Genomic DNA, 18,996 nt, shown 5'->3' with positions numbered 1-18,996 from the left:
AGGTGTCATCATGGAGCAGGAAAAGCATACTTATTATCTGGTGCACCATCAGGCGCTGCCTGAGGTGCTTCTTAAAACCGTTCAGGTGAATGAAATGCTCAGTAAAGGAAAGGCCAACACCATTTATGAGGCAGTGGAGCAGGCGGGAATCAGTCGCAGTGCCTATTATAAATACAGGCATCATGTCTTTCCATTTTATGAAATGAGCAAAGGCAGAATTATCACCCTGGCCATGCTGCTGGATCATGTTTCAGGCTGCCTGTTGGAAGTGCTGAAAGAAATTGCCCGGGTGAACGGGAGTGTGGTAACCATTAACCAGAATATCCCTTATTTACAGGTGGCCAATGTCACCGTCTCACTGGAAACCATGGACTTGACGGTGAATATTGAAACCCTGATTCAGCGACTGCGAAAAATTAACGGCATCCACGAAGTGAAGATTGTCGGGAAAGAATAGGTGATCATAATGAAAACAGTACACATCGGCCTGTTGGGGTTTGGGGTTGTTGGTCAGGGTGTCTGGCAGCTGCTTCAGACCAATCAGGAAGAGATCAGTCATCAAACGGGTAACAAAGTGACAGTGAAAAAAATTCTTGTGCGTGATCCTGAAAAGAACCGGGTATTACCGGCGGCAGACCCCCGTCTGACAACATCCTGGCAGACTATATTGCAGGATGCTGAAATTGATGTGATCGTCGAATTGATGGGCGGCATTGAACCGGCCAAACAGTATATCACAGAAGCTCTTTCTGCCGGCAAGCATGTGGTGACAGCCAATAAAGCGCTTCTGGCCCAGCATGGCAGTGAATTGAGCAGGCTTGCCGCCCGCCGGGGCGTTCAGTTGCGGTATGAAGCCAGTGTGGCTGGCGGCATTCCCATTCTCCAGGCCATTCGGGAGAGCCTTTGCGCCAACAGGCTGACCTCCATCATGGGTATTGTGAACGGTACCACCAACTATATTCTCAGTAAAATGACCCAGGAAAAAACCACCTATGAGGAAGCTTTGGCGGAAGCCCAGGCCAAAGGGTATGCAGAAGCCGACCCCACAGCAGATGTGGAAGGTTTCGATGCAGCCCATAAGTTGACCATTCTGGCTTCGCTGGGCTTTCAAACCACTGTGGAATTTGGTCAGGTGTATCGGGAAGGGATCAACAGCATCACGCCTTTGGACATTGAGTATGCGGCAGAGCTGGGGTATGTGATTAAATTGCTGGCCATTGCCCGGGACCTTGAAGGTAAAATTGAACTGCGGGTGCACCCCACCATGATAGCGGCCGGGCACCCGCTGGCATCGGTACAGGATGCTTATAATGCAGTTTACATTCAGGGAAATGCAGTGGGTGATCTGATGTTTTATGGAAAGGGAGCAGGTGACCTGCCCACGGCAAGTGCTGTGATGGGAGATGTGCTCAATGTGGCTCAGCATCGCAACAATGACCATGCCCCCACCTATCCGCTGGCCTACCAACCAAATGGCAGAAAAGTACAGTCGATGGATGAAACCACCACCGCCTACTATGTTCGCTTGCTGGTAAAAGATATTCCCGGCGTTTTGGGGCGCATTGCCACCACTTTTGGCAATTGCGGTGTCAGCCTTTCCTCTGTGATTCAAAAGGGTGATGCGGATCCGGTATCACTGGTATTTGTGACTCATCGTACCCGTGAAATTGCTGTTCAACAGGCCATCAAAGACATCAGGCTCATGGATGAACTGGTGGAAGTGGCGGGAATTATTCGGGTGGAAGATATTTAATACATCAGGGAGGAACAGCATATGGCGATGATGCGCGTCAGGGTGCCTGCCACCATGGCCAACATTGGCCCTGGATTTGACTGTATGGGCATGGCTCTAAACCTGTATAATGAGTTGGAAGTGGAAGAACTGGAAAGCGGCCTCATTATTGAAAACATTGGAAGAGATGCGAAGGGACTTCCCACGGATGAAACCCATCTGGTGGTGCGCAGCATGCAGCGGGTTTTTGACGCCGTTGGACGGAAGCCCGGAGGCATTCATCTGCGAGTAACCACTGCCATTCCCGTTTCAAGGGGGCTGGGCAGCAGTGCAGCCTGCATTGTGGGAGGGTTGGTGGCGGCCAATGAGTTAATCAAAGGAAATTTGAACCGCCAGGAGTTGTTGGAACTGGCAGTGGAGCTGGAAGGGCATCCGGATAACGTGGCTCCGGCGCTGTTGGGCGGTATTGTGGTGTCAGCGGGTGAAGCCGGTGACACCAGCTATATCCGGTTTCCTGTGCCGGCCGAACTGCAAACACTGACGGCGATTCCCAATATTGAGCTGAGTACCAGTGCTGCCAGACAGGCGCTTCCCAAAGAAGTATCCTATGCCGATGCCGTTCACAATGTGGGACGGGCGGCCTTGCTGGTGGCTGCACTGATGCAGGAAAACTACACAGTGGTGGAGAAGGCCCTTGACGACCGGTTGCACCAGCCCTACCGAAGCCGGCTGTTGCCTTCACTGGACCACATTTATCAGCAATCAAGAAAAAAAGGACTGAAAGCATTAATCATCAGTGGTGCCGGCCCCACACTGGCCTATCTGTTAATGCCCCAGACACGGGGCGGCCAGCAGGTCTTCCTTGACCTGCTGGCGGAAACATCGGAAGAATGGGAAGTGTTAACTCTCTCAGGCGATAATGAAGGGGCTGTCTGCCTGCGCTAATACCACACCTGTTTGCGAAAAGAGTGGACTGAAGCAGAACATCATACAGAAACAGATTCACATCACTGTCAACAGACAAGGACGTTTGCGGTCATAACCAAAACGTCCTTGTCTGTTGTTGATTAAGAGCGTGATCAGAAGACGGTTACTTTCGTCAAGAGTGCAGGGTCAACTCCCTGCCAACGATCTTTCGTCCAGTAACTGTTGACGGAAACCACGCTGAATGCCGCTGAAGGTGGGTAGTTGTTCAGAATTAACAGCATGTTGATGACAAACAGGCACAAATCGGATACAGTGATAATAAGCCAGCAGTTTCAGTATGATTGTTTTCGTGAATTTTTTGGCGATTAGGTGTTTTCTGCCACTTCCTTCGTGTGACATCCCATTAAAATGGGTAGGTAATCATTGTGGAAATTAGATAACCATGACTATAGTACGAAATCAATCTTCAAACATAAACTGAAGGAGGCGTGACTATGTACAAACAAGAATGCATTGCCATGCTCCTGGCCGGTGGCCAGGGAACCCGGCTGGGAATCCTCACCCGAAAACTGGCGAAGCCTGCCGTTCCTTTTGGGGGAAAGTATCGCATCATCGACTTCACCCTCAGCAATTGTTCAAACTCCGGCATTTACACCGTTGGGGTGCTGACCCAGTACCAACCCCTGATTCTCAACTCCTACATTGGCATCGGCAGTCATTGGGATCTGGATAAAAAACGGGGCGGTGTCACGGTGCTGCCACCTTACGTGCGTCATGACGGCGGGCACTGGTATTTGGGAACGGCCAATGCCGTTTACCAAAACATTGAGTTTGTGGATCAGTATGACCCGGAATATGTGTTGATCCTTTCTGGCGACCATATCTACAAAATGGACTATTCTCTCATGCTGGATTATCACAAGGAAAAAGCGGCAGATGCCACCATTGCAGTGATCGAAGTTCCCTGGGAGGAAACCCACCGGTTTGGCATTATGAACACCAACCTGGATAATGCCATTGTGGAGTTTCAGGAAAAACCCAGAGAAGCTAAAAACAACCTGGCTTCCATGGGCGTCTATGTGTTCAACTGGCAATTGCTGCGTAAAATACTGATTGAGGATGAAATGGATAAATCTTCTGACCATGATTTCGGAAAGAACCTGATTCCACGACTGCTGGAGGAGGGGAAACGAATTTACGCCTATCCCTTCAGGCATTACTGGAAAGACGTGGGAACCATAGAAAGCTTGTGGCAGGCTAACATGGATCTGCTCCACGATCAGCCCGAACTGGATCTCTACGAAAAAGACTGGAAAATTTACTCAGTCAACCCCAACCAGCCGGTCCAGTTCATTGCTCCCAATGCCCAGGTGAAAAAATCACTGGTGAACGAAGGATGCCAAATATATGGATCAGTGGAAAACTCGGTGTTATTCCCGGGAGTGGTGGTAGGTGAAGGCAGTGTGATTAAGGATTCGGTGATCATGTCGGACACTGTCATTGGAAAGAATGTGACCATTGAGAGAGCCATTATCGGTGAAGAATGCACGGTTGAAGATGACTGCATCATTGGTCAACCGGGAGAAGGACAGGAGGAAATCACGGTACTGGGGGAAAATGTGGTGACGGTTAAGGCCAAAAACATTCCCGGGGGCGTGGAGATCAACATTGAAAACTGTCATGAATTTGGCTGTTGTCCCAATGGTCTCACGAAACAGGAGGTGATCTCATGATGAGAGATGTGATGGGCATCATCAATGACACAGATATCGAACATAAGTTAAAAGACCTCACCCGGGTGCGCTCCACTGCAGCGGTGCCTTTTGGTGGTCGCTACCGTATCATCGACTTTGTTCTCTCCAACATGGCCAACGCGGGAATCAAGAACATTGGTATTCTCACTCAGAGCTACAACCGCTCGTTGCTTGACCACGTGGATTCAGGGAAAGAATGGGACCTCTTGAGCAAGCGAGACGGCCTGTTCATACTACCCCCCATCTTTCGGTATGATCAGTTCACCGGAAACCTGGGAGATGTGGATCACTATTACAACCATATGGATTATTTCACCCGAAGCAGGCAGCAATATGTGCTGATTTCCAGCAGCAATGTCGTTTATAACATGGATTTCCGGGACATTCAGCAGTGTTATGAAGAGAAACAGGCAGATATTGTGCTTGTCTATAAAAATGCGGTTACTGAAGAAAATAACAATTTTCGCGTATTGTCACTTCTCATTGACAACAATGGACGGATCCGGGATATGGCAGCCAGCAGAGAAAAAAAGCTGAGTCCGGCGGTTGCACTGGAAATTGCCTTTATGAAAAAATCGTTGTTCATGCAAATTATCGACGACTGCATTGCCAGAGGGTACAGGGATTTTACCAAAGACGGGCTCATCAAAAATCTGGAAAAGTACCGGATTTTTGGATGCGAACATCAGGGATTCGCTGCCAAAATTGATTCCATTCACACCTATTACCGCCACAGCATGGGCCTGTTAAACCCGGAAGTATGGAAAGAACTTTTCTTCAGGCACGGCAGTATTTACACGAAAGTGAAAGATGAACCGCCGGTTAAATATCAGGCCAGTGCCATGGTGAGCAACTCACTCCTGGCCAACGGATGTCACATTGCCGGAACGGTGGAAAACAGTATTTTAGGACGGGGCGTCACGGTGCATCCTGGTGCGGTGGTGCGGGATTCCATTATCATGCAGAAAGGCCAGATTCACCGGGGGGCCGTGGTGGAGAACGCCATCCTGGATAAAGATGTGGTGATTACACCGGGTAAACAGATACGGGGGGAAAAAGAGTACCCGCTGGTGGTGGAAAAACAGGCTGTCATTTAGGAAACAGAGCGTGGCAGAACATAAAATCAGCGAAAGAGATGAGGTGTCAAACGTGTTAAAAGTGCTATTTGCTGCTTCGGAGGCTGCACCTTTCATTAAAACAGGCGGATTGGGAGATGTCATCGGATCTCTTCCAAAAGCATTGAAACGGGAAAATGTGGATGTGCGGGTGGTCATGCCCAAATACCAGGAAATTTCCCCGGGAATTCAGGAAAAAATGCAGTGGCAGGAAAGTATCTATGTGCCGGTTGGCTGGCGCAATCAGTTTTGTGGATTGGAATATATGGTGTACGAAGGCATCCCCTTCTATTTTTTAGATAACAAATACTATTATAATCGACCGGGCTACTACGGTTATCCAGACGATGGCGAACGATACGCCTTCTTCAGTCGTGCAGTGCTGGAAATGCTTCCGTTTTTCGACTTTCAGCCAGATGTGATCCATTGTCATGACTGGCAGACGGGGATGGTGCCGGCCCTGCACAAGATTGCCTATCAGCAGAAACCGTACTACCAGAACATGAAAACCATGTTCACCATCCATAACCTGCGGTATCAGGGCGTATTTCCGCCGGAAGTACTGCGGGAACTGTTTAATCTGGGGCATGAACACCTGACCCGGGAAGGCCTGGAGTTTCATGGGAATATGAGCTATATGAAAGGGGGGATCAACTATGCGGACCTCATCACCACTGTCAGTCCCACCTACGCCCAGGAAATTCAAACCCCCTACTACGGGGAACAGTTGGACGGGCTGCTGCGCAGCCACAACCAAAAGCTGAGAGGCGTGCTCAATGGGCTGGATTACGAGGAGTATAACCCGGAAACAGATCCACTGATCCCCCAGACATATTCAGCGGCAAACCCTGAGAAAAAAATGGCCAACAAAAAATGGCTGCAGGAGCATCTTGGTTTGCCGGTGAAGCAGGTGCCCCTCATTGCCATGATCACCCGCCTGGTGCCTCAAAAAGGGCTTGATCTGGTGCAGCATGTATTGGATGAAATCATGGAAATGGATGTGCAACTGGTCATTATCGGAACGGGAGACCATCAATATGAGCAGATGTTGCAGCATGCCGCCCATCGTCATCCCGACAAATGCAGTGTTCAGCTGAAATTTGACAATCATCTGGCCCGGCAGGTATATGCCGCTTCCGATTTATTTCTGATGCCCTCTCAGTTCGAGCCCTGTGGGTTGGGACAACTCATTGCACTTCGCTACGGCAGCCTGCCCGTGGTGAGGGAAACCGGAGGGCTGAAAGATACGGTCTTCCATCACCGACACCCATCAGGAAAAGGAAACGGATTCACTTTTGCCAATTACAATGCCCACGAAATGCTCGGCGTCATTCAGGAAGCAGTCACCCTTTACCTGAGTGATCCGCCCGGGTGGCAGCAGTTGGTGAAACATGCCATGACCTGCGATTACAGCTGGGATCAGTCAGCCAATACCTACAAGGAACTTTATGAAGTCATGACACTGAAAAACAGATCACCGCTGTTGTAAACACACTTTCATAACAGGACTTGAAAGGTGAAGCTGATCAGTGAAAAAGGAGTTAAGCCAATGGATACGAAAGAAGCAAAAAAAGCAGTTGCCACAAAGGAAAAGGAAGTGCCTCAGGTTGACCGGGTACTGGTTAACCAAATTAAAGAAAATGTGGAAATGAAACTTCAGACCCTCTACGCCCGCACCTTGAAAACAGCCTCTGATGGTCAGATATACAAAGCCATGTCCATGGCATTGAGAGACCGGGTCATGGAAAAATGGGCCTACTCCAAAGAGCAGGAAAATGAAACCAATGGTCGGCAACTCTATTATCTGTCCATGGAATTTCTGATGGGCCGGCTTTTTGGGAACAATCTGATGAACCTGGGGTTGGAGGCACCGGTGATGCAGGCTTGTCAGGAACTGGGCATCGATCTGGAAAAAGTGCGTAACAGCGAGCCTGATGCCGGCCTGGGCAACGGAGGACTGGGGAGACTGGCTGCCTGCTTTTTGGATTCCCTGGCCACTCTGGGAATGGAGGGCCATGGCAATGGCATTCGCTATGAATATGGCCTGTTTAAGCAGAAAATCGTGAATGGCTTTCAGGTGGAGGTGCCGGATCCCTGGTTGGAAGACGGAAATGTGTGGGAAGTGGCCAAGCCGGAAGAACCGGAAATCATCTGTTTTGGCGGGAAAGTGGAACGGAAGATAAAAAACGGCAAAGAATATGTGATGCTGGAAGATGCCCAGTGCGTGAAGGCAATCCCCTACGATGTCCCGGTACTGGGATATGATTCTGAAGTGGTGAACACCCTGAGACTATGGGGAGCACGGGCGCTGAAACCAATGGATATGGGTCTTTTTGGTCAGGGACGCTATGTGGACTCTTTGGCAGAAAAAGAGCTGGCTGAGGTGATTTCCAAAGTGCTGTATCCCGAGGATAACCATCCGGAAGGAAAAGCACTTCGCCTGAAGCAGCAGTATTTCTTTGTATCAGCTTCCATTCAGAGCATCCACCGGAAATTCAAGGATGCCGGCAACAATATCTTTGATTTTCATAAAAAAGTGGTGGTTCATGTCAATGACACCCATCCGGCCCTGGCGATCCCTGAGCTGATGCGCATTCTTATGGACAAAGAAGGCCTGGACTGGGAAGATGCCTGGAGTATCACCCGTCAGACCTTCGCGTATACCAACCACACGATTCTGGAAGAGGCCCTGGAACGCTGGCCGGAAGAAATGCTTCGAAACCTGCTGCCACGCATTTATGAAATTGTCTATGAAATCAACGAGAACTTCTGCAAGGATCTTTGGAAACTGCACCCCGGTGGATGGGATCATATTGCCCGCATGGCCATCATATCTTACGGTGAAGTACACATGGCCCGTTTGTGTATCGCCGGTTCTTTCTCTGTGAATGGTGTGGCGAAGCTGCATACAGATATTCTAAAAAGAGAAGTATTCAAAGATTTTTACCAGGTGGAACCCCAGAAGTTTAAAGCCATCACCAATGGCGTCACCCACCGCCGGTTCTTGCTGAAAGCCAATCCCAAACTGGCACATCTCATCACTGAACATATCGGGGATGGTTGGATCAAGCATCCGGGAGAACTGACACACTTTAAAGAGCAGGCTGACAACAAGGATGTTCAGGAACGGTTGGCGGCCATTCGTCATGAAAACAAAGCAAAGCTGGCAGACCACATTTTTCACAAATACGCCATCACCGTTGATCCGGATTCCATTTTCGATGTGCATGTGAAACGGCTCCATGAATACAAACGGCAGCTGCTGAACGTGATGCACATCATGTTTCTGTATAATAAAGTTCTGGATAATCCTGATTTTCCCATGCATCCCCGCACCTTCATTTTTGGAGCCAAGGCGGCCCCCGGTTATCATAACGCCAAGATGATCATTAAACTGATTCATGCCCTGGCTAAAAAAGTCAACAACGACCCCCGGGTAAAAGATAAAATCAAGGTGGTATTCATGGAAAACTACCGGGTTTCCCTGGCCGAGCGAATCATTCCTGCCTCTGATGTGAGTGAGCAGATTTCCACTGCGGGAAAAGAAGCCTCGGGAACAGGCAACATGAAATTTATGCTCAACGGTGCTCTCACCATTGGAACGCTGGACGGTGCCAATGTGGAAATGAAGGAAGCTGTTGGAACCGACAATATCTATATCTTTGGCTTAACAGCGGAGGAAGTGTCCAATTATTACCAGCTGGGCCATTACCGGCCCTATGAACTGTACCAGAGACAGCCGGAACTGCGCCAGGTACTGGATCAACTGGTGAACGGATTTCTTGAAGAAGAACATCCCGATATGTTCCAGGGGCTCTATAATGGGTTGCTGTACGGTCACTATGGCATGGCTGATCCGTATTTCCTCCTGAAAGATTTCGAGCCATACTGCCAGGCACAGACCCGTTTGGGCCTGGAGTACAAAAAGCCGGAAATCTGGTGGAAAAAAGCCATTCTCAATATTTCCCACGCCGGTGAATTTTCCAGTGATCGCACCATTCGCGACTATAACGAACAGGTGTGGCACCTGCCGATTTACAGCAAATAAGAGTCGAATGTATGAATAAACAGGAAAGAAGGGATTAGTCATGATGCGGGATCAGCTGTTCCATCACTCCCACCAGCCCTTTTATCGCAGCCCCTTTGGGGCTGTTCCTGTCTCTCAGGAGGTTACACTGCGCCTTGGGGGCACGTTGATGCCCACGGCAGTGAAAGCAAGTGTGCGCCTGTGGCGGGAAGGGCTGGGAGAAGAAATCATTGCCATGAACCCCGTTGAAGGCTCCGAAACGCCGAAAGCCGTATGGGAAGCCTGTTTCATTGCTTTAAAAAAACCGGGGCTTGCCTGGTACTACTTTGTGGTGGAACACGAGGAAGGAGTTCGCTACTACGGCAACAATTCACAGCGGCTGGGAGGGTTGGGGCAAATGCAGATGGAAGCACCCTACTCCTGGCAACTGACGGTTCACCGAGACCAGTTTCATGTGCCCGCTTGGTACAAAGAAGGCATTATGTATCAGATTTTTCCGGACCGTTTTTACAACGGCCTTTCCCGGAATAAGATCAGAAGCCCCAAGAAAAACAGCTTTCTTTATGCGCACTGGGAAGATGATCCGGTATATGTGAAGGATCCGGTGACGGGCAGTATTTTACGTTGGGATTTTCATGGCGGTAACCTGGAAGGCATCATTGAAAAACTGCCTTACCTGCAGTCCTTGGGAATTTCCATTCTGTATTTAAATCCCATTTTTGAAGCCGCCAGCAACCATCGGTACGACACAGGTGATTATAAAAAAATCGACCCAATGCTGGGATCGGAAGCCACTTTTGAAGCGCTTTGCCAAAAAGCAGAAGCCTTGGGAATGCGGATCATTCTGGATGGGGTTTTCAGCCATACAGGCAGTGACAGCAGGTATTTCAACCGGGAAGGCAACTATGCCACCCTGGGAGCTTATCACAGCAAGAACTCTCCCTACTTCCCCTGGTATCGATTTAAAAATTACCCGGAGGAGTACGATTGCTGGTGGGGGATTGACAACATGCCCAACACCAATGAAATGGAGCACTCTTTCCGCAATTTCATCATTGACGAGGAAGACAGTGTGATCCGCAGGTGGCTGCGCAAGGGTGCTTCCGGGTGGCGACTGGATGTGGCCGATGAACTGCCGGACCCCTTTATCCGGGCACTGCGGCAGGCCATGAAAGAAACCAACCCCGAGAGTGTGCTCATTGGTGAAGTCTGGGAAGACGCCACCAACAAGGTGGCCTACGGAGAACGGCGGGAGTACCTGTTGGGAGATGAGTTGGATGCAGTAATGAATTATCCATTCAGAGAGGCAGTGATCCGTTTCTTCACTGAAAAAGACAGTGGTTCTGAAACTGCCATGCAGTTAATGAGCCTATACGAAAATTACCCCCGGGAGGCTTTCTACAGTTGCATGAACCTGGTGGGAAGTCATGACCGAACACGCATTTTAACGGTGCTGGGAGAGGCGCCGGATGAAGTTAAAATGGGTACTCAGGAAAAAATCAGCTATCGTCTTCCCAAAAAGAAACGCCGCCGGGCAGAAAATCGGTTTTGCTTGCTCACGGCATTTCAGATGACGTTCCCTGGTGTTCCTGTGATTTACTACGGGGATGAAGCGGGTATGGAAGGATTCAGCGATCCCCTGAACCGGCGCACCTTCCCCTGGGGCTCTGAAAACCAGACCCTGCTGGACTGGGTTAAAAAAATGACCGCTATCCGCAACGGTCATGAAGTATTTTTAAAAGGAGACTGGCAATGGCTGAGCACCGGTGAAAATCACATAGCCTTCACCCGATGTGTCCGTTCCGGTGATCAAGGTGAAATGGCCGTGGTGGCGCTGAATCGCCATGAGAAACAATCGGTGGTTTTTCAGGAGAAAATGCCCCATTTAACAGAAGCGCCACTGACAGATCTTATCAGCGGCTACCAGGTGACGCCGGAGGGTGAGTGGCTGACGCTTGAACTGGCACCTCAAACAGTGATGATTTTGCTGGCGCCGCTGAAAATCACTGCCTGTAAAGACGACAAAGTGGTATAATGAGGGTATTATGAAAAGGGGTGAGCCTGTGTCCTACGAGTCCAAACTGAAAGATCCTTTTGCCGATGCGTTATTTGAAGCTGTACTGGCACTGGAAACTGTCGAGGAATGCTACCGCTTTTTCGAAGACATCTGTACCATCAAAGAGGTTCAGTCCATCTCTCAGAGGCTGGCAGTGGCCCGCCTGCTGAAAGAAGGAAAAACCTACAGTGAAATTGAAAAGACCACCGGTGCCAGCACAGCCACCATCAGTCGGGTTAACCGGTGCCTTCTTTACGGAGCAGATGGTTATCAGCTGATTCTGAAACGGCTGAATGATAAGCAGGAGTCAGACAAACAGGAATAATGAAGCTGGCGGTTGTCAGCTGTTTGACTTGCGACGGTCAAGGCCAAAAGCCTGGTGGAGAGCCTGCACCGCCCGGTGGGCTTCAGAGCTGGGAACCAGACAGGAGATCGTGGCATGCGAATCAGAGCTCTGCAGCAGGGGGATCCCCTGATCTGTCAGGGCCCGCATGACCGTGGCCATCACACCGGGAATGCCGGTCATCCGATTGCCGATGATGGTGACCTTGCTTACCTGGGGAAACAGTTCGCAGGTGAAGGGCCGGCTGTCCATCAACTGATGAAAACGGGAGACACTGCTGTTATCAATGACAAAGGCTTTTTGGTCGGTGGAGAAGTTGATCATATCAATGCTGATCCCGCCGGCGGCAAGATCATCAAAAAAAAGACTCTCAGTTGCTGCATCTCCCTGGGAAACCAAGACGACCCGGGTCAGCCCATCTTTCTGGGTAATGGCAGTCAGCAGCTCCTCTCTCTGGGTGGTGTAGGCCGTGTTAAAAGTCTGGTGCCGGCCACAGATCAGCGTGCCGGGGTGGTCACTCATGGTATTGCGGATTCGCAGAGTGACCCCGTTTTGGCGGGCGATTTCAACTGCCCGGGGATGAATGACCTTGGCACCCTGATCGGCCATCTGAAAAATTTCATCATAATGAATTTCGTCCAACATACAGGCCTGGGGAACCACCCGTGGATCTGCCGTCATGATACCATTCACATCAGTGTAAATTTCCACACATTCGGCCTTCAGGGCTGCACCCAGAGCCACAGCTGTTGTGTCGCTGCCGCCACGGCCCAGTGTGGTGATTTCCTGGCGTGCATTGATTCCCTGGAAACCAGTGACCACAGGGATGATTCCCTGCTCCAGATACCCCAGCAGTTTTTCGTTTTCGATGTTTAGAATATCTGCCTCACCAAAATGATCGTCTGTCACAATGCCGGCCTGCCAGCCGGTGAGTGCCACTGCGGGGTGGCCGGCGGCTTCCAGAAGATCCGAGACCACCACAGCCGAAATAATCTCACCGCAGGAAAGCAGCAGATCAAGATTTTTCTGACTGGTGGGAGTACCTTCCATGGCCACCAGGTTCTTCAGGGTATCTGTGGCGTAGGGAGCTCCGTTGCGTCCCATGGCCGACACCACCACCACAGGCATCAGGTCTTTCTGCCGCGCCTGCCTAATTTTAATAAGTGCCTGTTCCCGGGCTTCCGGGGCAGCTAAAGAAGTACCACCAAATTTTTGCACAATAATGTTCACTGATCCACGTCCTTCCAATGGCTATCCTGCGGTATGTCTCTATCCTACTACAGGTGACAGGTCTTTCACAAGAGTCAACTCATCGGAAAAGAGGTGCCGGTTCCATGATTTTTGAAACAGATACTCACTGCCATACCCTCTCCAGCGGGCACGCTTACAGCACCATTGGAGAAATGGCTGCCTGCGCAGCTGAAAGGGGTCTGAGGCTCATCGCCATGACCGACCACGCCCCTGCCATGCCCGATGCACCGGGCACCACCCACTTTCGAAACCTGCGCATTTTACCGAAAACCCTCTCAGGAGTGGAGATTCTAAAGGGAGCAGAAGTCAATATTTTAAGTCATGAGGGTGATCTTGATTTGCCCGACGGTGTGCTGGCAGATCTGGACCTGGTGATTGCCAGCCTCCATCTGCCCTGTATCAAACCTGGCAGCCGGGAGGAAAATACCCAGGCGTTGATTAAGGCAGTTGCCAATCCCCATGTCCATGTACTGGGGCATATTGGCAATCCTCTTTTTCCCATTCATGCAGAAACAGTGGTCAAAGCAGTGCACGCATTTCGCAAATTAATTGAAATTAACAACAGCTCGTTGCAGCCCCACAGTTTTCGGAAGGGAAGTCTGGAAAACTGCCGAAAAATTCTTGAGATCTGCCGCGATATGAAACAGCCGGTGGTGCTGGGCAGTGATGCCCACGGAGCCTGGGATGTGGGCCGGTTTGACAAAGCGAAAATACTTATTGAAGAGCTGCAGGTGCCTGAAGAGCTGGTGCTGAGCACCAGTGCCCATCGTCTGAAGCATTACCTCTCAACAGGGGAGTGTTTGCCCCCTGAACCACAGTGAAGATGAGCAACCCTGGAAATCCAGGCACCCTGCTTATGCCCTGCAATATTGCGTAAGGTTGATCGGAGAACCTGACCGGCAAGATCAATTTCGGTTTTTTTCAGATTTTTTCATATTTTTGCATGAATATGATTGACAGACTTGTCACAGGCGATTATAATAACCATAACTTCCCGCCGGTAAGATTGCGGGCAGGCGGATTGCCTGCAGGGAAGCATGATAAGCCGAAGGAATGTGAATAATATGCCGTCACTGAAACTGAACCGACAATTCCATGAAGTATTTGGCTATTACTTTTTTAGCTGGGGCTATTTTTACTTTAGCGCCGGTACTTTTACGTGGCCAAAACTTCACAGACTGTGGTTCAATCTAAGTGCTCCCGCCCTCACATAGGGTGGCATACACATCTTTCAATGGCCTCTGCCTCAATACCAGACAGGGAAACCGGGAGACTCTTAGAGAGTCTCTTTTTTATTTGGCGGCAAAGGCACCATCATCAAAATCTGGCAGGAGACGTCCTGTTGAGATAAATGGCAGGCTGCTTAACCACTTTCAATTTCTTGTGTCCAATATCAACCAACCAACCAGTTAACAGGAGGGAAATAAATGGTTATTGTGATGAAACCTTCAGCACCAACAGCCATCATCGAAAAAATCAAGCAAAAAATGCTCAGCCTGGGCTGTGAAGTTCATGAATCCAAAGGCACTGACAGAACACTGCTGGGCCTGGTGGGTGACACCCGACGAATCAACCCCAGTCAGATTGAAGCCAATGAACATGTGGAGCGTTTGATTCGGGTGATGCACCCCTTCAAACTGGCCTCCCGGGATTTTCACCCGAAAGATACCGTGGTTGAACTGGATGGTGTTACCATCGGCAATGGAAGCCTGGTGATGATGGCCGGCCCTTGCGCGGTTGAAAGCGAAGACCAGTTGATGGACATTGCCCTCAATGTACGGCAGTTGGGTGCCCGCATGCTTCGGGGCGGCGCTTTCAAACCCCGCACCTCCCCCTACAGTTTTCAGGGAATGGGTGAAGAAGGCCTGAAACTGCTGAAAAAGGCAAAAGAAGTCACCGGTATGCCGGTGGTGTCAGAGGCCATGGATCAGGAAAACTTTGACATGGTGGCAGAATATGTGGATCTGATTCAGATCGGGGCCCGGAACATGCAGAACTTTGCGCTCTTGAAACAAGCGGGTAAAAGCGGTAAGCCCATTTTGCTGAAACGGGGAATGAGTGCCACGGTGGAAGAGTTCCTTATGTCGGCAGAGTACGTGCTGGCCCAGGGGAATCCCAACGTGGTGCTGTGCGAGCGGGGTATTCGAACCTTTGAAACATACACCCGCAATACCCTTGACTTAAGTGCCGTGCCGGTGATCAAAGAACTGAGCCATTTGCCTGTGGTGGTGGATCCCAGCCATGGCACCGGTAAATGGACGCTGGTGGAACCCATGTCCAAGGCAGCGGTGGCTGTTGGTGCCGACGGTCTTATCGTCGAGGTTCATAACCAGCCGGAAGAAGCGCTGTCAGATGGTTCTCAGTCCCTGAAATACGATAATTTTCAACGGCTGATGGATACTGTTCAGAAAATATACGCCGTTCGGTAATGACAACAGATACCGACGGAAGGAGACGACACCATGAATGACTTTCACCAAATTACCGTTATTGGCCTGGGACTCATGGGAGGAAGCATGGCCATGGCGCTTAAAGAGCGCATTCCCTGCAAAGTGGTGGGATATGATACTCATCCTGAAACCTGTCGCCTGGCGCGCGAGACGGCACTGGTGGATCAGGTGGCAGAGAATATGGCCGCGGCAGTGGCCCAGGCTGATCTGGTGATTCTGGCAACTCCTGTGGGCAGCTACACCACTCTTTTCGAGGCAATGGCACCTGTTCTTAAACCGGGAACCATGGTCACTGACCTGGGAAGTGTGAAAGTGCCGGCGATGACAGCGGCAACTGAGTACCTGTTGCCAGAAACCGTTTTTGTCGGCGGGCATCCCCTGGCAGGATCAGAAAAAGGCGGTTTACCGGCAGCGACGCCCACCCTCTTTGAAAATGCCTATTATTTTCTGACACCAGACGAAAAAACTCCGGAAACCGCCATTAACCGGCTGAAAACGTTGGTTTCCACCCTGGGAGCCTTTCCCGTGACACTGGAAGCCGGCCGCCATGACGAAATTCTGGCCAACACCAGTCATCTTCCCCATATGATGGCGTCATTGCTGGCAGCCATTGTGGGAGAAAAAGCCGATGAAAGCATGACCGCTTTCACCGGCAGCGGATTTCGAGATACCACCCGGATTGCCGCCGGAAGCCCGGCCCTTTGGGAAGAAATATTCCACCTGAACCGGCGACAACTGCTGGTATGCCTGGAAGATCTGGAAAAGAAAGTGCAGGCAGTTGCCCGGGCACTGAAGCAGGAAGACAGAAAATGGATGCAGGATTTTCTTGAAAAAGGCAAAGTCTTTCGGGACCAGTTGCCGGCGGCGGGAAAAGACTATCTGCCTGCCTGGTATGAACTGTATGTGGATATCAAAGACGAACCGGGGGCGTTGGCCACTATCACGGGTGTTCTGGCGAAAGCCGGTGTCAACATTCGGGAGATTGAAATTCTTCATGCCCGGGAAGGCGAAAAAGGCGCTGTGCGGCTGGCTTTCCTCAGCGCCGAAGCAGAACAGCAGGCAATGAAAGCACTCAGCGGGGAAGGCTGTTCCTTCGCCCGAAGTAAAGGAGAGAAACAAGATGCTCACCATCAATCAAGCCATTAAACTCAACGGAACCTGCCGTGTTCCCGGTGACAAGTCCATCAGTCACCGGGCGGTCATGCTGGCGGGAATCAGTGAAGGCACCACCGAAATCACCGGATTTTTAGAAGGCGAAGACTGTCTGTCCACCCTGCGTTGCTTTCAGCAAATGGGCATTCAGGTGGTGCATCGCGGTGATGCCATGGTCATCACCGGAAGAGGCACAGAAGGCCTGTTAGAGTCCCAGGATATCCTGGACGCCGGTAATTCCGGCACCACCATTCGTCTCATGTCCGGTATTCTCAGCGGCCAGTCTTTTCTTTCAGTCATTACCGGCGACAGTTCACTGAGAAGCCGCCCCATGGACCGAATTTCTGTGCCCTTGCGCCAAATGGGTGCTGTTATTGACGGGCGTGAAGGCGGTCGCAAGGCACCTCTGGTGATTCGAGGAGGCGGTTTGAAAGCCATCGATTACGCCATGCCGGTGGCCAGTGCCCAGGTGAAATCGGCAGTGCTCCTGGCCGGTCTTTATGCTGAAGGAGTCACCAGCGTCACTGAACCCCGGGCCAGCCGGGATCATACAGAACGGATGCTCCAGGCTTTTGGGGCTGATGTTCGTTCTGAAGGTCTTGTGCGCAGTATCCGCCCCTCTCAATTAAAGGGTACCCGGGTGGAGGTGCCGGGAGATATTTCCTCAGCCGCATTCCTCATGGTGGCAGCGGCCTGCCTTCCCGGTTCCAGATTAACCCTGGAGGGCGTGGGACTTAATCCGACCCGCGCGGGAATCATCACCGTGCTTCAGCAAATGGGGGCATCCATTGAAATTCTCAACCAGCGGGAAGCCGGCGGGGAACCCATTGGCGATATCATCATTGCCGGAAGCACCTTGAAGGGCATTGAGATTGGAGAAGAACTGGTGCCAAGTCTCATCGACGAAATCCCTGTGATTGCCGTGGCAGCCGCCTGCGCCCAGGGAGAAACCCGCATCACCGGTGCCCGGGAACTGCGGGTGAAGGAAACAGATCGGATCAGCGCCATGGCCCAGGAGCTATCCCGGGTGGGAGTTCAGGTGGAAACCCTTGAAGACGGCATGGTGATTCAGGGGCCTCAGCGAATTCAGGGTGGGACGGTGGAAAGCCACGGTGACCACCGCATTGCCATGGCCATGGCTGTGGCTGGTCTTATGGCAGAATCGCCGGTACACATTCAGCAACCGGAGTGCATGGCGGTCTCTTTCCCCGGCTTCGAGCAGACATTGAAGCAACTGGTGGTGAACCGATGATCTGTGGGTATTTGGGCCCCCAGGGCTCTTACAGTTATCTGGCTTTAACGGAAGGTTTTCCGGAAATGACACCGGAAGCCTGCGATACTTTCTCTGAAATCATTGAAAAGGTGGATACGGGTGCCATTGCCGCGGGGCTGCTTCCTGTTGAAAACTCCACCGAAGGTGCGGTGACTGCCGTGATGGACAGCCTCCTCACGTTGCAACACGGTGCCATCCAGGCGGAGGTGATTTATACCGTCTGCCATCATCTGTTTATGGCAGAAAAAGATGAGGCAGCCATGAATACAGCCTATTCCCACCCCCAGGCCATTGAACAGTGCCGTCATTTTTTCCGCACCCATTATCCCGGTGTCAAGCTGGTGCCCTGCGAAAGCACTTCAACAGCCTGCCTGTTGGCCAAAGAAGCCGGTAACGGCACGGCAGCCATCGCCAGCCGCTGGGCCGGACTGCACCATGGGCTGAAACCAGTGAGGGGCAACATTCAGGACAACCGGTTCAACCAAACCCGCTTTGTGTTGCTGGGAACCGGCACACCTCAGCCTACGGGAAATGATAAAACGGCCATTGCTTTTTCTTTTCACCGGGACACGGCTGGGAACTTATATGAAATTTTAAAAATTTTTGCCGAAGCCAATGTGAATCTGACACGCATTGAGTCTAGACCTGCTAAAATGGAACTGGGACAATATGTGTTTTTCATCGACTTTGAAGGGCATCAGCAAGAACCTGCCATCGGTGCTATTCTTGAAAAACTTCGGCTGCTGACCCGCACGTTTATCATTTTTGGCTCATTTCCAAGGGCTCAGCGGGTGCTGGGGGAAGACTAAGTATTTCAGCCTGAAGACAGGGAAGTCAATACCAAGATGCTTCTTCATGTCATATGGGATGGATTAATGCATGTCAAGACAGTTTTACAAGTGGTTTCTGCGGGAGC

General features: G+C 50.9%; 15 protein-coding genes. 14 read left to right on the top strand and 1 reads right to left on the bottom strand.

Annotated features, from left to right (window positions below; all coding sequences use genetic code 11):
- The first annotated feature begins 10 nt into the window (after positions 1–10).
- From QOL74_RS15880 to QOL74_RS15840, 9 genes are all read left to right on the top strand, one after another.
- On the top strand, positions 11–457 hold the full coding sequence (locus QOL74_RS15880; RefSeq protein WP_283410486.1) for an ACT domain-containing protein: 447 nt from the start codon (positions 11–13) through the stop codon (positions 455–457).
- Positions 458–466: 9 nt separating this feature from the next.
- The gene (locus tag QOL74_RS15875) at positions 467–1,753 is read left to right on the top strand and encodes a homoserine dehydrogenase (protein WP_283410485.1); all 1,287 of its coding nucleotides are present in this window, start codon (positions 467–469) and stop codon (positions 1,751–1,753) included.
- 21 nt (positions 1,754–1,774) lie between these two features.
- On the top strand, positions 1,775–2,677 hold the full coding sequence (gene thrB / locus QOL74_RS15870) for a homoserine kinase (RefSeq protein ID WP_283410484.1): 903 nt from the start codon (positions 1,775–1,777) through the stop codon (positions 2,675–2,677).
- 476 nt (positions 2,678–3,153) lie between these two features.
- On the top strand, positions 3,154–4,392 hold the full coding sequence (locus QOL74_RS15865) for a glucose-1-phosphate adenylyltransferase (protein WP_283410483.1): 1,239 nt from the start codon (positions 3,154–3,156) through the stop codon (positions 4,390–4,392).
- Positions 4,389–5,510 (top strand): glucose-1-phosphate adenylyltransferase subunit GlgD, encoded by a 1,122-nt coding sequence (gene glgD, locus QOL74_RS15860; protein WP_283410482.1) that lies wholly within the window; start codon positions 4,389–4,391, stop codon positions 5,508–5,510. Before QOL74_RS15865 ends, glgD begins: the two co-directional genes overlap by 4 nt.
- A gap of 52 nt (positions 5,511–5,562) precedes the next feature.
- On the top strand, positions 5,563–7,017 hold the full coding sequence (gene glgA, locus QOL74_RS15855) for a glycogen synthase GlgA (RefSeq protein ID WP_430383881.1): 1,455 nt from the start codon (positions 5,563–5,565) through the stop codon (positions 7,015–7,017).
- 60 nt (positions 7,018–7,077) lie between these two features.
- Positions 7,078–9,576 carry a glycogen/starch/alpha-glucan phosphorylase gene (locus QOL74_RS15850; protein ID WP_283410480.1) on the top strand — a complete coding sequence of 833 codons (2,499 nt, stop codon included), beginning with the start codon at positions 7,078–7,080 and terminating at the stop codon, positions 9,574–9,576.
- A gap of 40 nt (positions 9,577–9,616) precedes the next feature.
- Complete coding sequence (locus tag QOL74_RS15845; RefSeq protein WP_283410479.1) at positions 9,617–11,590, top strand: alpha-amylase family glycosyl hydrolase; 1,974 nt, start codon at positions 9,617–9,619, stop codon at positions 11,588–11,590.
- Positions 11,591–11,600: 10 nt separating this feature from the next.
- Positions 11,601–11,936 (top strand): YerC/YecD family TrpR-related protein, encoded by a 336-nt coding sequence (locus QOL74_RS15840; protein WP_283410478.1) that lies wholly within the window; start codon positions 11,601–11,603, stop codon positions 11,934–11,936.
- A gap of 15 nt (positions 11,937–11,951) precedes the next feature.
- Here QOL74_RS15840 and dapG read toward each other — a convergent pair whose 3' ends face one another.
- Positions 11,952–13,184, bottom strand: coding sequence for an aspartate kinase (gene dapG, locus QOL74_RS15835; protein WP_283410477.1), 1,233 nt, complete (start codon positions 13,182–13,184; stop codon positions 11,952–11,954).
- Between the two features lie 104 nt (positions 13,185–13,288).
- Here dapG and QOL74_RS15830 point away from each other — a divergent pair, with 104 nt between their 5' ends.
- From QOL74_RS15830 to pheA, 5 genes are all read left to right on the top strand, one after another.
- On the top strand, positions 13,289–14,026 hold the full coding sequence (locus QOL74_RS15830; protein WP_283410476.1) for a phosphatase: 738 nt from the start codon (positions 13,289–13,291) through the stop codon (positions 14,024–14,026).
- Between the two features lie 606 nt (positions 14,027–14,632).
- Complete coding sequence (gene aroF / locus QOL74_RS15825) at positions 14,633–15,634, top strand: 3-deoxy-7-phosphoheptulonate synthase (RefSeq protein ID WP_283410475.1); 1,002 nt, start codon at positions 14,633–14,635, stop codon at positions 15,632–15,634.
- A gap of 33 nt (positions 15,635–15,667) precedes the next feature.
- Positions 15,668–16,801 (top strand): prephenate dehydrogenase, encoded by a 1,134-nt coding sequence (locus tag QOL74_RS15820; protein WP_283410474.1) that lies wholly within the window; start codon positions 15,668–15,670, stop codon positions 16,799–16,801.
- Positions 16,776–18,059, top strand: coding sequence for a 3-phosphoshikimate 1-carboxyvinyltransferase (gene aroA / locus QOL74_RS15815; RefSeq protein WP_283410473.1), 1,284 nt, complete (start codon positions 16,776–16,778; stop codon positions 18,057–18,059). The genes QOL74_RS15820 and aroA overlap by 26 nt, the downstream gene beginning before the upstream one ends.
- Positions 18,056–18,889: a prephenate dehydratase gene (gene pheA / locus QOL74_RS15810; RefSeq protein ID WP_283410472.1), complete on the top strand. Its 834-nt coding sequence runs from the start codon at positions 18,056–18,058 to the stop codon at positions 18,887–18,889. The genes aroA and pheA overlap by 4 nt, the downstream gene beginning before the upstream one ends.
- The last annotated feature ends 107 nt before the right edge of the window (positions 18,890–18,996 follow it).

The sequence above is a fragment of the Anoxynatronum buryatiense genome (assembly GCF_900182905.1).
In the GTDB taxonomy this organism is placed as follows: Bacteria; Bacillota; Clostridia; order Peptostreptococcales; family Tindalliaceae; genus Anoxynatronum; species Anoxynatronum buryatiense.
This window is presented reverse-complemented; position numbering and strand designations above follow the sequence as displayed.

Excerpts from the sequence above, each read along its gene's own strand:
- thrB (WP_283410484.1), top strand. The coding sequence starts at position 1,775 with ATGGCGATGATGCGCGTCAGGGTGCCTGCCACCATGGCCAACATTGGC.
- glgD (WP_283410482.1), top strand. The coding sequence starts at position 4,389 with ATGATGAGAGATGTGATGGGCATCATCAATGACACAGATATCGAACAT.
- QOL74_RS15830 (WP_283410476.1), top strand. The coding sequence starts at position 13,289 with ATGATTTTTGAAACAGATACTCACTGCCATACCCTCTCCAGCGGGCAC.
- QOL74_RS15840 (WP_283410478.1), top strand. The coding sequence starts at position 11,601 with ATGAAAAGGGGTGAGCCTGTGTCCTACGAGTCCAAACTGAAAGATCCT.
- QOL74_RS15875 (WP_283410485.1), top strand. The coding sequence starts at position 467 with ATGAAAACAGTACACATCGGCCTGTTGGGGTTTGGGGTTGTTGGTCAG.
- pheA (WP_283410472.1), top strand. The coding sequence starts at position 18,056 with ATGATCTGTGGGTATTTGGGCCCCCAGGGCTCTTACAGTTATCTGGCT.
- QOL74_RS15865 (WP_283410483.1), top strand. The coding sequence starts at position 3,154 with ATGTACAAACAAGAATGCATTGCCATGCTCCTGGCCGGTGGCCAGGGA.
- aroA (WP_283410473.1), top strand. The coding sequence starts at position 16,776 with ATGCTCACCATCAATCAAGCCATTAAACTCAACGGAACCTGCCGTGTT.
- aroF (WP_283410475.1), top strand. The coding sequence starts at position 14,633 with ATGGTTATTGTGATGAAACCTTCAGCACCAACAGCCATCATCGAAAAA.
- QOL74_RS15845 (WP_283410479.1), top strand. The coding sequence starts at position 9,617 with ATGATGCGGGATCAGCTGTTCCATCACTCCCACCAGCCCTTTTATCGC.
- QOL74_RS15820 (WP_283410474.1), top strand. The coding sequence starts at position 15,668 with ATGAATGACTTTCACCAAATTACCGTTATTGGCCTGGGACTCATGGGA.
- QOL74_RS15880 (WP_283410486.1), top strand. The coding sequence starts at position 11 with ATGGAGCAGGAAAAGCATACTTATTATCTGGTGCACCATCAGGCGCTG.
- QOL74_RS15850 (WP_283410480.1), top strand. The coding sequence starts at position 7,078 with ATGGATACGAAAGAAGCAAAAAAAGCAGTTGCCACAAAGGAAAAGGAA.